This is a genomic window from Paenibacillus sp. CECT 9249 (genome assembly GCF_918697855.1).
Lineage (GTDB): Bacteria > Bacillota > Bacilli > Paenibacillales > Paenibacillaceae > MSJ-34.
This window is the reverse complement of record NZ_CAKKLI010000025.1, coordinates 18,323-35,460: the sequence shown is the minus strand read 5'-3', so window position 1 is coordinate 35,460 and position 17,138 is coordinate 18,323. Positions and strand designations below refer to the sequence as shown.

Sequence of the window (17,138 nt, the reverse complement as noted above, 5' to 3'; positions counted from 1 at the left end):
GCCGGCAGCTTTCATCGCGCTGCCGGCCGGCATTCGTTCGTTACGGTAAAGTCAGTTCTTTCATTCCGCCCATATATTTGCGCAACGCTTGCGGAATATGAATCGAACCGTCCTGCCGTTGGTGGACTTCCAGCAGCGGGATCAAAATGCGCGGCGTGGCCACCGCCGTATTGTTCAATGTGTGGCAAAAGCGGAGCTCGCCGTTCTCGTCGCGATACTTGATGTTCGACCTGCGAGCTTGGAAATCGTGCAAGTTCGACGACGAATGCGTCTCGCCGTAAGCTTGGCGGCTAGGCATCCACGTTTCGATATCATACTGCTTGTATGTTTTCTGCGACATGTCGCCGGTACATACCGCGACAACCCGGTAAGGCAGCTCCAACAATTGAAGCAAATCTTCCGCGTTCTGCGTGATTTGCTGCAGCAATCGTTCCGATAGCTCCGGATCGTTCGCGCATACAATCACTTGCTCTACCTTCGCAAACTGATGAACGCGATACAGCCCGCGCACGTCCTTGCCGGCCGAGCCGATCTCCCTGCGGAAACAGTTGGAAACGGCCGCAAGCTTCATGGGATGGCGCACATCTACAATCTCGTTGCCGTAATACGAGATGAGCGGCACTTCCGACGTTCCGACCAGCCATTTGCGGTCGGCGGCGAGCTCGAACGTTTGATCTTGGCCCAATGGGAAGAAGCCGGCGTTCGTCAGCGCGTCTTCGCGAACGAGCAGCGGCACTTCCATCGCCGTAAATCCCCGGCTTGCCAGCAAATCAAGCGCTAGCTGCTGCACCGCTCGATGCAGGCTGAATCCGCTGCCGACGAGAAAGTAATTTCTCGCTCCCGCCACTTTCACCCCGCGCGCGATATCGACGATTCCGTGCATTTCGCCGAGTGCCGCATGATCCTTCGGTTCGAAATCAAAGCATGGGGGAGAGCCGACCGTTCTTACGACGACATTGTCGGCATCCGAACGGCCGACCGGCGTGTCCGGCGAGACGCAGTTCGGAACAAGCAGCATGAGCCGTCTATAGTGCCTTTCGGCTTCCGCCAGCAGCGAAGAAAGTTCCTCCAGCCGGCGGTTGTTTTCCTTCGCACGCTCTTTGATCTCCGCCGCCGCATCGCGTTTCCCTTCGCGAATCAATCCGCTTATTTGCTGCGACAGATCGTTTCTGGCATTCCGCAACGTTTCGGCTTCTTGCAGAAGCCGCCGTCTTTGTTCGTCCCAGGCGATTAAATCGGGGATGGACACGTCGATCCCTTTCCAATCGGCAACCTCCTGAATCGTTTCTTGATGTTGGCGAATCCATTTGATGTCTAGCATGTACACCGCGCTCCTTTTCGTCGAAAATACAAAAAACGCCCTCATCTTTTGGGACGAGGGGCGTTTCGCTCGCGGTGCCATCCAATTTGTCCGAGCGCCGATCGCGGCGGGCTCGAACCGCTTGGTCCGCGATAACGGGCGGGTCCGGTTTATTTAGGGAATACGCGTACAGGTATTCTTGTCATAAACGCCTCCGAGTTGGATGCTCTTCATCGGCATAATTGCGGTCTGAAATTAATTATTACAGAGTATAGCGGAAAAGGGAACGGAATGCAAGATTTCGGCAAAGCGACGGACCGCTGTCGAATTTTTGCTGTCCTATTCCCATCATATTATCAGGAATTCGGGGATCGTTTATAATGGAGTCAAGAGGAGGGACTGCCGAAATGGAAGACGCTATTTTTTATTCCGTGTATCTATCCCGATCGTCGTGCCATGCCATCGTATTATCGGAAAAAACACTGCCCTGACAGGGTTTCGGGGCGGATTGCAGGTAAAGGAACAACTGCTGCAATTAGAAGGGATTAATAGCTTTTTGAGGAAAGGGCATGCCCGTTTTCAGTTTTAACAGGAAGCCGCATAAAAACAACTTTATAGATGATCTTTAATCAAAAAGACCAATTCGATCGGTTTGTACTGCAATGAAACCGGCCGAGTTGGTCTTGTTTTTTGTTGTTGACATTGGCGAAAAAACGGAGTAAAATTTATCTCTAAAAACAATTTTTTTTAAAATTTTATTATAACATATAAAAGATAAAATGTCAAGTATAATTTTTGGAAAGGATGTGATGTTTTATGTTGTTACCCCGTATGCTGAATTCCATCTATGCCTCCATGCACGAACAGTACGTGGCCGATCTGCTTGAATCCAACGAAATCGCGAAGCAGTACGGCTTGCTATTAACTCCCGGGGAAATCAAAGAGATGATGGCCGTCCGAAATGAAGCGCTGCGCGCATACGGGCGGGTGGAGTTAGGAATCGTACCGACGAAAAGAATGATGGAAACGTTTTGCGCTTCTCCTTATATTAACGCTGAAAACTACGCATCCGTACTCAACGAACTGCATGAAATTTTTTATGATTTGAAAAATGAAACCGAAGACCGGGTCGGCGACGATCGACTGATTGGATGGATGAAGAATTGTTTCGACAATGAATGCGGCGGTTCTCTTGAATTGTTAAAGAGCAAGCTTGAATCGATGGCCGAACAGGTTCGCAGGGGAGGGGAACGGGAGGAGCTTGAGGATATGCTTGAAAGGGGAGAGCTTTCGTGAAACCGGAGAACCGAAACGCTGGCCGGGAACTGGCTGCGCAAGGCCATATCAACAGAGCGAATCTCAAGCAAAACCAATATACGTTGTCGCTTTTGCAGGAAGGTTTGCGTACGGGACGGCTGCTTAGCCGGGAAGTGTTTCATATTCAGAATGAATGGATGAACATATTGCAGGACTTGATCAGACGGTACACACGAGGGGAGAGCTCATCCGTTGCCGTCGAGACGGCCGAAGGATTGCTGACATCGATCATGTATGCCGTAGATGCTTACATGCTGCGTTATGCCGATCCGGAACAAGCGATCGCCTATCTTAAAACCGCCGACGTTAGACAAATGTATGAGGGCGGCATTGATGCGGTTCGCGAATGTTTCGAAGATACGAAATTGTTGTATAAGGAAGTCGATAGAACTAAATTAGACGTCGCGGTGGAAGCTTATCGGTTGACGATCGAGGAATCGGTGCCCGTGTTTTTGCGGAAATACAGCATTATTTTCGACGCGCATCATACGATGGCAAGCATCGATTATCCTTTGGCGATCGACGATATGCGTTTGCAGGGCGTTTATTATATTCGGCAATACTTGGAGAAGTTGAACATGGAAAATCGTTTTTGCCGTCTTTTCAGCTCGCAAGACCTTCAACATATGCTGTGCAATTATGGAATCCTATGCGGTTTCGATTATCGAATCGAGCTCTTCAATCTATTTGAATTGACGCTGAACAATGCGGTATTTTCGGTTTTGTCAGGGGGGGATGCCGATCAGACGAGGATTTCCGCCTTTCAATTCGAACGGCTGGAACGCCTGTTCTTGCAATCCGACGCCGCTCGGATCGAGTCGTCGATTCGCGAAGGGATGGATCGGCTGCGCCGCGATTTGCAAATCAACGATCCTGGGCTAACCGAATATATGAATCGATGCGGAAGCGGCCTCATTCAAAGGATAGTCAACGCGAAACATCGGAATCGGTTGCAGCCGATCATTATAACGGAACAAGAAGAGAAACCGAAATCGATTCTCATTTCATTCAAAGAGGAGGATCGAATGACGGACAGCCGTTTCCGTATTCTGGTTCGGCAGGTTATGGAATGTCCGACAACCGAAGCGAAAGTTCGGCTCATTCGATCGAGCATCCATTCCCTGTATGATTATATCGATTTGCTGAATTCCGATTGTTTGTTTGGCGACGAATATGATACGCTCTTTCAAACACTGGGCGAAGCGGAGTTGGCGATTTTGGCGAAAATCGTATTTTATGAGGAATTGCGCAGCGATACGCTGGACGGTTCGTCTGCCGCGATAAAGAAAAAGACGACCGGGATCGAGTGGCAGAAACATTATATCGATTATATTCAAAGCGTCGGTCAAGACCGGATCGCCTTGATTGATAAATTGATTCGGCGGATCGACTATGAAGAAACGTCATTGTATTAAGCGGGCCATATCGAAGAAAAATTTCATTTTATTTTTAATCCTGACATCCATGATGTCAGGATTAATCCGTTATGATGTGAAGCAGATGAACCGATTCGTTCGGAAACTTGGGAGTGATGAAAGATGAGACTCGATCGTATGCTCGGCATTACGCTGGAATTGATGACGAAGAGGAGAGTGACGGCTACCGAATTGGCAGCCAGGTTTGAAGTCTCCATCCGAACGGTCTATCGCGATATTGAGCTGATTAATCAAGCGGGCATCCCCGTCGCCTCGTTCGCGGGGACGGACGGCGGATTCGAACTGATGGACGGGTTCTTCTTGACGAAGCAGCACTTCTCGGTCGACGATTTTGCGGTCATCTACAATCTATTAAAGAGCATGGAAGGAGCGGTAGGCGGCAAACTTACGACGTTAAAGAACAAGCTTGGCAGCTTGCATCCGGCTCTCGCGAATGGAGGCTGCGACGATAAGCTCATATTCGATATGAGCGCTTCGGAAGGCGAGAGGGCGATCATTCATCCGCTCTATAATGCGATCCATCAATCGAAACGGGTAGCTTTCTCCTACACCGGCGCGTCCGGTACGGTCTCGGAAAGACGGGTGGAGCCCATCCGCCTATATTGGGAACGCGGAGTGTGGTATTTGGAGGGGTATTGCCTGCTGCGCCATGGGATCAGGTTTTTCCGGATAACGAGAATGACGAAATTCCACGTTTCCGAAGAAGTTTTTCAACCGAGGGAAGCATCGACGGAGACGCCGCCGGAAACGACGGATGGCATGCAAGTTCATCTCCGATTTGATCTGAACGCGCAGCCGCGCGTATTTGAGCAATTTCCGGGAGAGTGCGTTCATCAAGGCACCCATATCGATGTCCATACGACCTGCTATTCCACAGAGTACGCGCTTTCGATCGTTTTAAGCTACGGATCCAAGGCGGTCATCGTCTCTCCCGACGAACTGAAACGCGCTTTCATCGATGAATTGAAAGAAATGCAAAAACGGTATGTACAAAACGATGGGGAGGAAAAATGAAATGGCCATTTTAGTAACAGGTGCGACAGGAACGGTTGGAAGACATGTAGTTAGCGGGCTTGTGCAAAAAGGGAAGCAAGTGAGAGCGGTATCGCGCAACCCTGAAAATGCCGGTTTGCCGGAGGGCGTTGAAGTGACGAAGGGAGATCTTGCTGCCCCGGAATCGCTGCGCGCCGCATTGCAAGGGGTGACAGCTCTCTATCTAATTATGTCCAGCGATAACGCGCATACGGCATTGCAAACCGACCCGAAAGTGATCGAAATCGCGAAAGAAGCGGGAGTACGACGAGTTGTGATATTGATGGACTATGAAGGCAACCCGGTTGAACAAATCGTGAAAGACAGCGGCATGCAGTGGACGCTGCTGAAGCCAGTAGAATTCATGGCGAATGCGCTTGTCGATTGGCAACCGTCCATCCGCGCGGAAGGAATCGTCCGCGAACCTTTTGGCTATGGCCTTAGCGCCAGAGTGCATGAAGCGGATATTGCCGCGGTCGCGGTGGAAGCATTGACGGAAGACGGACATCATGAAGAAAGCTATTATTTGACGGGACCGGAAGCTTTATCCCGCGTTGATGCGGTGAACAAAATTGCCGCGGCGATCGGGAAAGAGATCCGATTCGTCGAATTGACGGAGGAGCAAGCGCGGCAAGGATGGAAGGATCAAGGATACGAAGAGGAGGATATCGAGTTTTTCGTTCAAATGGGCAAAAATCCGCCTGAAGTGGGGTATACGGTATTGCCGACGATAGAGCTCGTAACGGGAAGACCGGCCAAAACGTTTGACGAATGGATCGCCGAGCATAAGGACGAATTTATGTGAGAAAGGACGGGCTGCCCTCGTATGCGATACGCGATTGATGTTAAAAACCTCAGAAAGTCGTTTCAAGAACATGAGGCGGTGAAAGGAATCGATCTGCAAGTGAAGCAAGGCGAGCTGTTTGCGTTGCTCGGCCCGAACGGAGCGGGGAAAACGACGACCATCCATATGCTTTCCACCCTCATCAAACCGGACGGAGGAACAGCGATCGTGGCCGGCTACGATGTGGTACAAGATGCGCACGAGGTGCGCAAGAAAATAAGCATGACCGGACAGTTCGCCGCCCTTGACCAAGGATTGTCGGGGGTTCAAAATTTGATGCTAATTGCCAGACTATACGGATACTCCAAGAAAAAAGCGCGCGCCATCGCCGAAGAGCTGATTCAAACCTTCGGACTAACGGATGCCAAGGATCGCCTCGTGGAGAAATACTCCGGAGGAATGCGGCGGCGTCTGGATATTGCCGCCAGCGTCGTGATTCAACCTGACCTCATTTTCCTGGATGAACCTACGACAGGATTGGACCCTCAAAGCCGAATGCAAGTGTGGGACGTGGTCCGCTCCCTCTTGAAACGGGGGACGACGGTGCTGCTTACGACCCAATATTTGGAGGAAGCCGATCGGTTGGCCGATCGAATCGCCGTCATTCATCAAGGGACGATCATTGCGCAAGGGACGACGAATCAGTTGAAAGCTTCGATCGGCGGCAAAATGCTAACGATTCGCATGGCTGAACGGGCGGATCCGGAAGCGATAAGCAGCCTTGTGGCGAAACATCATTCCTTGATAGTCATTCGGGGCGACGACCCTCTCGTCTATAAAATCGCTGTAACGGAAGCCGCGCTTGCCAATCAGGCGATTCATACGCTGCTTGCGCATGAGGTCCCGGTCGACTACTTTTCCTTGGACGAACCGAGTCTGGACGAAGTGTTTCTCACTTTGACCGAGATCCCGCCGAAGGAGGCCGTTTCATGATTGCAAGTCCGAACATTTTCTCATCGACAAGAACATTTATGTGGAGAACATGGCAAAGCATGAAGCATAATTCGTTTGGTTTTGTCGTGGATGTTGTCATTGCTCCCGTTTTGATGCTGCTTGTTTTTACTTATTTGTTTGGCGGAGCGATTGCCGGTTCTGCTGCGGCATATCTTCCATTTTTTTTGCCAGGCATGCTTCTGCTAACGGTCGTCCCCATGACGGTCTATAGCGGAACCGCGATATGTATGGATATTTCAAAGGGGGTATACCATCGGTTTCGAACGATGCCCTTCTGGCAGCCGGCCTCTGTTATTGGGCCTTTAATCACCGACGGATTACGATATACGGTTGCCCTGCTAGTCGTATGCGGCGCAGGGATGCTCTTGGGATTTCGTCCGGAGGGAGGGACGATCGGAGTCGTTACGGCCATCTTATATATGATTCTATTCTCGTTTAGCGTAAGCTGGATCTTTTCCTTCATCGGCGTGCTGGCCAAACGGCCTGAAACGGTATCCGGAACGAGCATGATTTTCGTTTATCCTCTTCTTTTTGCCAGCAATATTCTGGTGGATTCCGCAACGATGCCGAAATGGGTCGGTCTGGTCGTAGAATTCAATCCGATCAGTATCGCGGCCTCTACCGTAAGAGGTCTGATGAGCGGCACGGCCGACGCTGCCGTCATTGCGGCGGGAATCGGCGTATGCCTGCTATTGCTCGTCATCTTCGCTCCGCTCGCTTTATATTTCTATATGACAAAAAATAATCGTTAAGCGCCTTGGATGGCAAGCAGACCAATGGCGTTGCATTGAGAAATGGCTATCCGGACCGTACGACCGTTATTTTGCGTCAAAACCGCTAATTCGCTGTTTCGGTGGACATTGGTTCCGTTATCCGTTCATCGCAGGGCTTATTTTTACGCTTTTGCCGCGAATAAAGGATCGTCTGTCCGGAAACTGGCCGCAATCGGGTCGTTTGTCACAATTAGCGTCTCCTGTGTCCGCGAACTTGGGGAGCAGGGCGGTAGAAGTTAATGCAACGACAGTGCAAGCAGACAAACAAGCTGACATGAATTCATGGCAGCTTGTTTTCATTTTAAATGGTATAATATAAAATTTTAGTAGAAAAAAGGTAAGGATTCGGTGCGTTCAAAATACGTTCAGTAATGGTAGTCATAATTAATTTTCGAAGTAATGAGGCAATTTGATATAATGAAACTAATCTAGTTATTGATGAATGGAGAAATCGCGATGAAGAAAAAATGGGATCAATTATAACCGGTTTGCAGCGCCTGCAGCTCGCATAACGCTCGCGGCCCGCCTCCTGGATAGACGTCCTTGCCCTTTATATGAAAACGAATAAGGAGGCTCCCGATATGAGAAGCGAGCAAGAAATGATGGAACTTATTCTAAACGCCGCCAGGACGGATGAGCGAATCCGCGCCGTCATCATGAACGGTTCCCGGGCCAACCCGAACGCGGAGAAAGATTGTTTCCAAGATTACGATATCGTGTATGTCGTGAACGATATCGCGTCCTTTACTTCGGATCACCGCTTCATTGATCGTTTCGGCGAATTGATGATGATGCAAATGCCTGAAAGAATGAGCCTTATTCCTCCGGATGATGACGGGAAGTTCATTTACCTGATGCAGTTTGCGGACGGGAACCGCATCGACCTTACGTTGGTTCCGCTAGATCGGGCGGACGAACTCGTAAGCCGCGACAGCTTGAGCATACTTCTGCTCGACAAAGACGGGATCATCGAGCCGTTTCCGCCTGCGAGCGATTCGGATTATTGGATCGAACCGCCGTCCGCCAAGCAATTTGCGGATTGCTGCAATGAATTTTGGTGGGTAAGCACCTACGCGGCCAAAGCGCTTTGGAGAGAAGAGCTTCCATATGCCAAAGCGATGCTGGAAGGGCCGATCAGAAACATGTTGATTCAAATGTTGGAATGGCATATCGGAGTCGAGACGGCATTTACGGTTAGCGCGGGCAAACATGCCAAATATTTCGAGAAATACCTTGAGGAACGGCTTTGGAAGCAATATGTCGGCACTTATTCGGACGCGAATTACGACCGTATGTGGCGATCTCTCTATGCGATGGGCGATTTGTTTCGAACCGTCGCCGTTCCGATCGCCGAGCGATTCGGTTATTCGTATCCGATCGGCGATGACGAAAGAGTAACCGAACATCTAAGGCATGTCCGCGCGTTGCCGAAGGATGCGAAGGAAATCTATGGGACCGAAGGTTATAAAGAGGTGATTCCGACGGCCGAACCGCAAGCTTGGCCCGATTGCGATGAAGATATTAAACGTTTCGTTGAAAAACTGATAGAACGGTTGAAACATGCGCTCGACGACCGGTTAGCAGGTATATATCTTCACGGCTCGTTAGCGATGGGCAGCTACTATCGGCCCAAAAGCGACATCGACTTGATCGTGGTCGTCAAGGACCAATTGGAAGCCGAATTGGCCGGGACGGTTGCGGCCGCCATCGCAAACGAATCGGTTCACAGACCTACGGTCGGCAACGTTGAGCTAAGCGTCATTACGGCGGAAACGGCCGGACATATCCCCGTTCCCACCCCATTTGAAGTGCATTACAGTTCAAGTTGGCACGACAGGATTTTGCAGAATGAAGTAGACTACGGCAGCGAGCGGACCGACAGCGATATACTATGCCATGTAACGTATGTGGTGCAGCGCGGCATTTGCCTATACGGCCAACCGATCCCCGCCGTATTCGGTCAGGTGGAATGGCATGATTTCATGAAAGCCGTTCTCGACGATCTGGAATGGATCCTGGAGGACGAGCACATTCTGGAAACGCCGTACTACAGCGTGCTGAACATTTGTCGCGTATTTCAATTAATTAGCGAGAACAGTCAGCAAGTGCATAGTAAAGATGAGGGCGGGGAATGGGGACTCAAGCATTTTCCGAATGAGTATCGTCAATTGATTCGGCAAGCGCTCGATATTTATCGTTCTTCGGAGGAAGTAACGGAGGAACTAAGAAAAACGGGAGGGAAAGAGTGGGATCGGGAGAAGCTGCTTTCCTTCCGCAATTACGCCCGATCCCTGTTGCAAGATTCATAGGTCCGTTCATCGCTCATCGCGTGCCGGCGCCGTTAAGAAACCGGTGCAACCCCTTCGTTGTATGGTTCTCGCGCATTCAGCAAGTGGGGGAAGGTTGGGCAGAGTAATGCCCGCGTATGATGGGAGATGATATGAGCCGGATCAAATTCGCAAGGTCGCAAGTTGCATAAAGTACAGCATATAACGGGGTTGAAAGGCAAATCGGAATGACATGTTGTACGATATACAACATTTCCGCGAATGAAAGGCTACATTCCCTTGGTTTGACCCTAAAATGTTGTATTTTTTGCAATATAGATTTAAAAATTGGATGGAAACGGACTCCAATGTTGTATTTTGTACAACATAGGTACCACTGTCCTCAACAGTCCGAAGCAGCTTCCGCACGGGAAGCTGCTTTTTGGCATTGAGGGAGGAGAAAAGCGAAACCGGTCGGCTCGAACGAACATTCGTGAAAAAATAGCAATCGTTAAGAAATCGGCGGTTCATTCATTTGGTACAATGGAAAAATCAATCGAAACGTTTAATATGACAATAGATGGCATGAATGATCGTTATACTGAACATGTTCGATCGATATTAGATCGGTTACGCGATGTCGGCACGGTATTTTCTTTCCAAGAAAAAACTTGACATCGAAAGAAATAATTGTCTATAATAGCAAACATACGTTTGTAGGAGGCGATGAAGAAACTATACGCGATGAAGGAAAGCCCGATTTGTACGGGCGACAAGGAGCGAATGTCGGACAGTCACATAATTTCGTTATAGTTAGGATGGAGAGACATGAATACTGCAACGATCGCTCAGAATTCACAAGCGAACGATCTGGGCAATATCAAAAAATTGCCGATCTTGATTTCGCTTATTATCGGCGCCTTTTTTTCGATTTTAAACGAAACGTTATTAAATATCGCATTGCCGCAGTTGGAGATCGCGTTGAAAGTTCCCGCATCTACATTGCAGTGGCTGGCTACCGGTTATATGCTGGTCGTCGGCGTGCTGATCCCCGTCTCGGCATTGCTCGTGCAATGGTTTACGACAAGACAAATGTTTTTGGGAGCAATGATATTGTTCGCGGCAGGCACGTTGGTTTGCGGCATTGCCCCGAGCTTCCCCGTATTATTGATCGGGCGTTTGCTTCAAGCGGGCGGCGCGGGTTTGATGCTGCCGGTCATGATGAACACGATTCTGGTTCTTTATCCGCCGGAGAAACGCGGCGCGGCGATGGGCAGCATCGGGCTTGTCATTATGTTTGCGCCGGCTGTCGGTCCGACCTTGTCGGGTATGATTCTCCAGGTGGCGGAGTGGCGCTGGCTGTTTTATCTCGTACTTCCTTTCGCCGTTTTTTCGATCATTTTCTCTTATATGTTCTTGAAAAACGTAACTCCGGTCACAAAACCGAAGGTAGACGTCCTGTCCATTATTTTGTCGACAATCGGATTTGGCGGCATCGTATTCGGATTCAGCAACAAAGGGGAGGGCGAAGCGACATGGGCCAGCCCGCAAGTGTACTTGCCGCTGCTTATCGGCGGTATTTCGCTTCTGATCTTCGTTATTAAACAGATCAAATCGAAAGAACCGATGCTCGATATGCGCGTCTTCCGTTTTCCGATGTTCTCGTTAACGACGGTGCTGCTCATCATTGCGATGATGACGATGTTCTCCACGATGCTGCTGCTCCCGTTTCTAATGCAAGGGGCCTTTTTGATGACCACGTTCGCGGCAGGGCTTGTACTGCTTCCGGGCGGATTGCTGAACGGTCTCATCTCGCCGATTACCGGCCGATTGTTCGATAAGTTCGGTCCGCGCGCGCTGGTCATACCGGGAACGGTGCTGCTCATCGTCATTACATGGCTGTTTACCCGAATTTCGATGGAAACGACGACGATTACGCTGATCGTCTTGCATGTGCTGCTGATGATCGCAATCGCCATGATCATGATGCCGGCACAGACCAACGGATTGAACCAACTGCCGCCGCATTTGTACCCGCATGGAACGGCTGTGCTGAACACGTTGCAGCAAGTTTCCGGCGCGATCGGCGTCGCATTGTTCATCAGCATTATGTCTACCGGCCAACAGGCCTATATCGGGCGGCTGACTGCCGAACCGACCCCTGCGCAATTGGCGGAATCCTTGCTGGCGGGCATTCACAATTCGTTTATGGTCGGCCTCGGTTTTGCCGTGTTCGCCATGCTGCTGTCGCTGTTTATTAAGCGAACGCAAGCGCCGCAAGGGGAGAACGCTCACGCTTCCCAGCATTAATTGCGATCGATGGGAAACATGAATCGTACGCAAGGGACTGTACCCGTAATCTTATCGATTGCGAGTACAGTCCCTTTTCGTGTGTTATTTCTTCAATATATATACGGCAGGTTGGATCCCCTTAAGACTGAGACGCAACGTTTCCGCACAGGATAAGAAGTATCGTTCCGCAGCGCGGGAGAGCAGCGCTCCGTCCTCGGCAAGGAGAATGGCGCGGCCGCCTGGCTGAAGCACCCGGGACATTTCCCGCATCAGCTCGCGGTAAAGTCCGTCCAATTCGTTGCGGTCGCCGATTTGCCGTCCGAACGGAACATTGCTGACGACAATATTGACCGCGCCGCGATCCAACGGGAGATGCCGGGCGTCCCATTGCTCGATTGCGGCCGGTACCGATGCTTTGGCGACTTGCACGGCTTCCGGCGAGAGATCGCCGCCCCGGATAGATGCGGCGGGATAGGCGAGCCGTTCGCCGACAATCGAGCCGGAACCGCAGCACGGGTCGATGAACCGGTCGCCGGCGGCTGGGGAAGAGAGCCACACTAACGCATGGGCAACCGTTGGACGGAGCGCCGCAGGCGAGAACAAGCGATCTTTGCCGCGGAATCGAAAGGCAGAATCCGTTAAACGAAAAGAGAAAAGAGCTTGCTCCCCTTCCAGGTCGAGCCGGAATTCGAACGTGTGATATTCGGGAGACCCTTTCCGCCAGCGCGGATATTGTTTGGCAATTCCCCGCATGGCCGCATCCGCGGCTTCAAAGCGGCTGAACGTATGCTTGCCTTTGCGGCTTGCGTTGACGATAAAGTTGTCCGGGGCGGAATGCAGTCTTTCAACAAATGAAAGATCGGCCGCGGCACAGCTTGCTTCTAAATTCAACAGGCCCGAGCGGTGTAATCCTGCGCGAAATTGGCCGATAACCCGGTATAAATTGTCTGCCGTCCGCAAGCTCAACAATTGTTCGATGGGTAGATTGGAAACGAACAACACTTTGCCGCGCGTCATTGTTATTCGATGCGCATCTGCGATTTTACGGCGAATTTCATTCGCCAACACTTCTTCCAGACCCGGAAGCGATGTAGCCATATATTGAATACCGTTCATTTGGTTTTCCTCCAATTCAGTAAGCGGAAAACCGGTTGACGCAAAAAAAGCCATAGACGAACTAACGTTCATCTACGGCTTGCGACGCAGGAGCAGCGGGCATATGAAATAGACTGCTCTATCGTCAGGAAGCAACCGATTGACCGTATTGTGTTCATGACAGAATCGAATCCACAAATCAAGCCATGCGAATATAGACCCGGCTTATCGCCGAATCTGCTCGGGAGCGCGGATTGCGATATTTAGTTCGTTTACGATCGAACTACTGTCAAGAATACGGCCATCATCATCATTGCCTGCGTTCCTCCTATAGCTTTTCATTAAACTGATGATAAATGAAATCGGTTCAGGATGTCAAGTTCACATCCATCCGACCGGATGCCATGTTCTAAACCCGGATGGATCCGAAGACGCGAACGGTTTATCCGCTTCTCCGGCAGGATATATTAATGAAAAAAGGGAGCGATGATAAACATGAATCGTATGCCGGAGCAACGCATTCAACTGCACGGGTTTAACAATCTCACCAAATCGTTAAGCTTTAATATGTACGACATTTGCTATACGAAGACAAAAGAAGAGCGGAAAGCGTATATCGAATATATCGACGAGCAGTATAATGCCGAGAGGTTGACGAACATATTGACGAACGTATCGGAGATGATCGGGGCCCATATCGTTAATGTTGCCAAACAAGACTATATCCCGCAAGGAGCGAGCGTAACGGTGCTTGTCTCGGAAGGTCCCGTCGTCGAAGTTCCGGCCGATTCTTCGGCGCCGATGCCGGAAGCGGTCGTCATGCAATTGGATAAAAGCCATATTACGGTGCATACGTATCCGGAATACCATCCGAGCGAAGGAATCAGCACGTTTCGCGCCGATATCGACGTGTCCACTTGCGGAGAAATATCGCCGCTCAAAGCGTTGCATTATTTGATCCGGTCGTTCGATACGGATATTATGACGATGGATTATCGGGTTCGGGGATTTACGAGGGATATTAGCGGCCGTAAATTGTTCGTCGATCACGAGATCGCGTCGATCCAAAATTATATCCCCGAAGACATTATCTCCCAATTCGATATGATCGATGTCAATATTTATCAGGAACATATATTCCATACCAAGTGCAAGCTTAGAGAATTCGAACTGGACAATTATTTGTTCGGATATACGAAGGATACGTTAACGGAGGAAGAGCAGAAGGAAATGACCGAAAAGTTGATGACGGAGATGGATGAAATATTTTATGGAAAGATGCTCGATACGTAGTGGGAAAAGGGAGGCGAGTAAACGCGTTTAAACGTATTCGCCTCTTGGTTGCGGCTGCTTGCCCTTATTGATCGGAAGCTTTCGGCGTTCGAATCATGAAGGCGAAAATACTGATGAGTGCGGTAAACACGATCAGCAAATTAAATCCGTTGCCGATCCCGAAAGCTTCGGACACTTGTCCGATGACGATGCCGACGACGGCTCCGCCAAGTCCCGATGCGACATAGATTAAGCCTTGCAAAGAGCCGGCTTGCTTCGTCAATTTGGACGCAATGCCTTGCGCCGTCGGGAACAAGACGGACATGGCGAGACCGAACAACATCATGACATAACTGAAGTCGGTCACGAAGATCCGGCCGGCGATTAATGAAAGCAAGGCAAACAGGGAGAAAGCGATCAGGGTGCGTCTTTCGCCAAGCTTATAGATGATCAATCCGCCTACGAAACGGCCGATCGTGAACAAGAAAGCGAAACTTGCAATGATATATCCGGCCGTCGCCGCTTTATGAGCGGCATCCATTCCTGCAATGTCAAGCGAAGTATAGAAAATCGGGAAGAAATTCAAAAACCCGGCCTCCGCTGCGACATAGAACAGAATGAATAAAATAACGAGTAAAATTTGCCTGTTTTGAAACAATTGCAGGACCGATTTTACGGTAACCTTATCTTGCGCTTGAGCGGAGGACGGTTTATCGGGCTTAAAGGACAACAGCGCGAATAGAATGATCGCGATAATCACCGAAACCCCGAGATAGAAAAAGCGCCAGCTTATATTTTGAGCGAAAATGGCATTTAAGATCAGCGGGGTTACGATCATCCCTACGCCGAACAACGCATTGGCCAAATTAAAGATGACCCCCGCCCGTTCTTTGAAATAGGTGGGAATGAGGGTAGCGACCGATACGGTCATCGACCCGATGCCAAGCCCGACGATGAGATAAAATCCGAGAAAGAAAGCGACCGTATACGCGGCGCCTGTCCCGATCAAGCCGATGATCATCAGGACGGTGCCGATTCCCATGGCGAATTTGATGCCTTTGCGGTCCGCCAAAATGCCGGCGATCAGACTGGCAAGCAAAAATCCGATTTGGAACACGGAAACCATGACACCGACTTGGCTAATATCCAATTGGATATCGTTTTGCACTTTTTCCAATATAATGCCTTTCGTGTTTTGAATGCCGCCCAGCACGAACATGGTGGCGAAAATCAAAAAGAAGATGATAGGGCGTTGAATTTTTTGCATGGTTAGTTCGTTCCTTTCTCTCGATGTCGTTGGATAGCGTCGAACAGCTCGTCTGCGGCCCAGCCGTAGCAATAATAAAGAAGGTCGTCCGCGGCGCTGTTCTCGCCGGCTTTCACCGCTTCGATCAAATTGTCGGGAGTCAGATTCCACATTTGAATGCCGCTGAAAATACGCGTCCGGGAATCGGACAACTCGCGGACGAGATTGTTCTGGTCGGCGACGAACCGGATTGGAAATCCTTCGGCCTTAAAGGTTTCATACGATACATCGTACGGCAGGCTAAAGAACGTTTTGAACGCCCGAAAAGCCGCTTCCCGTTCTTCTTCCGTATGGGCTACATATTCGATCAGGCCTTGCACGTCGGCGCCTCCGCCCAGCTTGTGATAAGGAAAATGCTTCAAAGCGGGGGAGAGCTTCGTAATGCTTGCATAATTTTGCCCCAGCATCCAACTGTACGCCGGAGGCCATAGATCCAGCCATATCGCAAAGGCGTCGTTCACTTTTCTAACCCGAGCGATCAGACGTTCTACGAAACCGGATACGCTTTCTTGGCGAAAAGCGATCCAGGACCGGATGTGGGTATTTTGTCCGAAATAAGCGACAGCGTCGTCGAAATGTTTATCTTTCAATTGGGCGGCGAAGGTTCGGAGCGACTCTTTTATCGCTTTAACGTCTAAGCCTTGCCCGGTCATTTTGCTTTGGCAATGGGAGCAGAAGCAAGTCAACAATCCTTTCGGATTGACTTCCTGGCCCGCCCAATCCGGATACCGGATCCGATCGATCATATAGGTAGCGAATCCGTAACGCTGGTATAAGTCTACGAACGCTTTCTCCCAGAAATCGATCACATCGGGCGCATTCGGGCACAGCCAGTGGGGGATGACATTGCCGTCCACATCCGTGACCAAATTATTCGCTAGCAACGGCCCTTCAAAATGTCCGTTCAATATATTCAACCAAGGGATGACCTCGAACGGTTCGTCCCGCATGGCGTCCTTGATGATCATGAGCGGGTCGCGATCGGCCGACAGGCCGGGTTCTCTGCGTTGATCGAGCCCCGCATTTTCGTAAGAGGGCAAAATCGCATGCATTGTGCCTGTGCCGTAGACGACCTCGTGTACGGGGTTCCGCGGCAATATTCCGACGGGATAAGGGTTTCTCTCGAAAATCGTATTCACTTCGGGAAAAACGTAGCGTACGTCTTGCAGCTTTTTCATGTACGAAATAATTTGCGGCATACCTTCATCGACGATATCGTGAGGATGCAATTGAATGCCTGGCATGTTGCT

The 17,138-nt window shown here is 50.2% G+C and carries 14 protein-coding genes and 2 pseudogenes; 12 read left to right on the top strand and 4 right to left on the bottom strand.

Translation table 11 applies throughout. The features are described from left to right. Nucleotides 1-40 precede the first annotated feature (40 nt). The gene (gene serS, locus LQ229_RS17195) at nucleotides 41-1,321 is read right to left on the bottom strand and encodes a serine--tRNA ligase (protein ID WP_230192364.1); all 1,281 of its coding nucleotides are present in this window, start codon (nucleotides 1,319-1,321) and stop codon (nucleotides 41-43) included. A gap of 418 nt (nucleotides 1,322-1,739) precedes the next feature. On the opposite strand from serS, the pseudogene LQ229_RS17190 reads away from it, so the two are divergent. The 11 genes and pseudogenes from LQ229_RS17190 to LQ229_RS17140 all read left to right on the top strand — a co-directional run. Beyond that, nucleotides 1,740-1,889: pseudogene (locus tag LQ229_RS17190) on the top strand (methylated-DNA--[protein]-cysteine S-methyltransferase); the annotation flags it as partial. Nucleotides 1,890-2,116: 227 nt separating this feature from the next. Further along, nucleotides 2,117-2,596 carry a DUF6323 family protein gene (locus LQ229_RS17185; RefSeq protein WP_230192363.1) on the top strand — a complete coding sequence of 160 codons (480 nt, stop codon included), beginning with the start codon at nucleotides 2,117-2,119 and terminating at the stop codon, nucleotides 2,594-2,596. Beyond that, nucleotides 2,593-4,032 (top strand): DUF6179 domain-containing protein, encoded by a 1,440-nt coding sequence (locus LQ229_RS17180; protein ID WP_230192362.1) that lies wholly within the window; start codon nucleotides 2,593-2,595, stop codon nucleotides 4,030-4,032. Before LQ229_RS17185 ends, LQ229_RS17180 begins: the two co-directional genes overlap by 4 nt. A gap of 123 nt (nucleotides 4,033-4,155) precedes the next feature. After that, a complete protein-coding gene (locus LQ229_RS17175; protein ID WP_230192361.1) occupies nucleotides 4,156-5,067 on the top strand; it encodes a YafY family protein in 912 nt (303 codons plus the stop codon). 1 nt (nucleotide 5,068) lies between these two features. After that, a complete protein-coding gene (locus tag LQ229_RS17170; RefSeq protein WP_230192360.1) occupies nucleotides 5,069-5,890 on the top strand; it encodes an NAD(P)H-binding protein in 822 nt (273 codons plus the stop codon). Nucleotides 5,891-5,968: 78 nt separating this feature from the next. After that, nucleotides 5,969-6,862, top strand: a complete 894-nt coding sequence (locus LQ229_RS17165; protein ID WP_356711119.1) for an ATP-binding cassette domain-containing protein — start codon at nucleotides 5,969-5,971, stop codon at nucleotides 6,860-6,862. Beyond that, the gene (locus LQ229_RS17160) at nucleotides 6,859-7,635 is read left to right on the top strand and encodes an ABC transporter permease (RefSeq protein ID WP_230192358.1); all 777 of its coding nucleotides are present in this window, start codon (nucleotides 6,859-6,861) and stop codon (nucleotides 7,633-7,635) included. Before LQ229_RS17165 ends, LQ229_RS17160 begins: the two co-directional genes overlap by 4 nt. Before the next feature lie 602 nt (nucleotides 7,636-8,237). Beyond that, nucleotides 8,238-9,107: pseudogene (locus tag LQ229_RS17155) on the top strand (aminoglycoside 6-adenylyltransferase); the annotation flags it as partial. Nucleotides 9,108-9,128: 21 nt separating this feature from the next. Further along, on the top strand, nucleotides 9,129-9,965 hold the full coding sequence (locus LQ229_RS17150) for an aminoglycoside adenylyltransferase domain-containing protein (protein WP_230192379.1): 837 nt from the start codon (nucleotides 9,129-9,131) through the stop codon (nucleotides 9,963-9,965). A gap of 336 nt (nucleotides 9,966-10,301) precedes the next feature. Next, the gene (locus LQ229_RS17145; RefSeq protein WP_230192357.1) at nucleotides 10,302-10,598 is read left to right on the top strand and encodes a hypothetical protein; all 297 of its coding nucleotides are present in this window, start codon (nucleotides 10,302-10,304) and stop codon (nucleotides 10,596-10,598) included. A gap of 153 nt (nucleotides 10,599-10,751) precedes the next feature. Next, complete coding sequence (locus tag LQ229_RS17140; protein ID WP_216538454.1) at nucleotides 10,752-12,233, top strand: MDR family MFS transporter; 1,482 nt, start codon at nucleotides 10,752-10,754, stop codon at nucleotides 12,231-12,233. An 84-nt stretch (nucleotides 12,234-12,317) separates the two neighbouring features. On the opposite strand, the gene LQ229_RS17135 is transcribed toward LQ229_RS17140, so the two are convergent. Further along, nucleotides 12,318-13,331, bottom strand: a complete 1,014-nt coding sequence (locus tag LQ229_RS17135) for a methyltransferase domain-containing protein (RefSeq protein WP_216538455.1) — start codon at nucleotides 13,329-13,331, stop codon at nucleotides 12,318-12,320. Between the two features lie 474 nt (nucleotides 13,332-13,805). On the opposite strand from LQ229_RS17135, the gene speD reads away from it, so the two are divergent. Next, nucleotides 13,806-14,603: an adenosylmethionine decarboxylase gene (speD, locus tag LQ229_RS17130; protein WP_216538456.1), complete on the top strand. Its 798-nt coding sequence runs from the start codon at nucleotides 13,806-13,808 to the stop codon at nucleotides 14,601-14,603. A 64-nt stretch (nucleotides 14,604-14,667) separates the two neighbouring features. On the opposite strand, the gene LQ229_RS17125 is transcribed toward speD, so the two are convergent. Together LQ229_RS17125 and LQ229_RS17120 are read right to left on the bottom strand one after the other, a co-directional pair. Beyond that, a complete protein-coding gene (locus LQ229_RS17125) occupies nucleotides 14,668-15,849 on the bottom strand; it encodes an MFS transporter (RefSeq protein WP_216538457.1) in 1,182 nt (393 codons plus the stop codon). Between the two features lie 2 nt (nucleotides 15,850-15,851). Continuing rightward, entirely contained in the window at nucleotides 15,852-17,132 is a 1,281-nt protein-coding gene (locus LQ229_RS17120; protein ID WP_216538458.1) for a hypothetical protein, read from the bottom strand. Nucleotides 17,133-17,138: the final 6 nt, after the last annotated feature.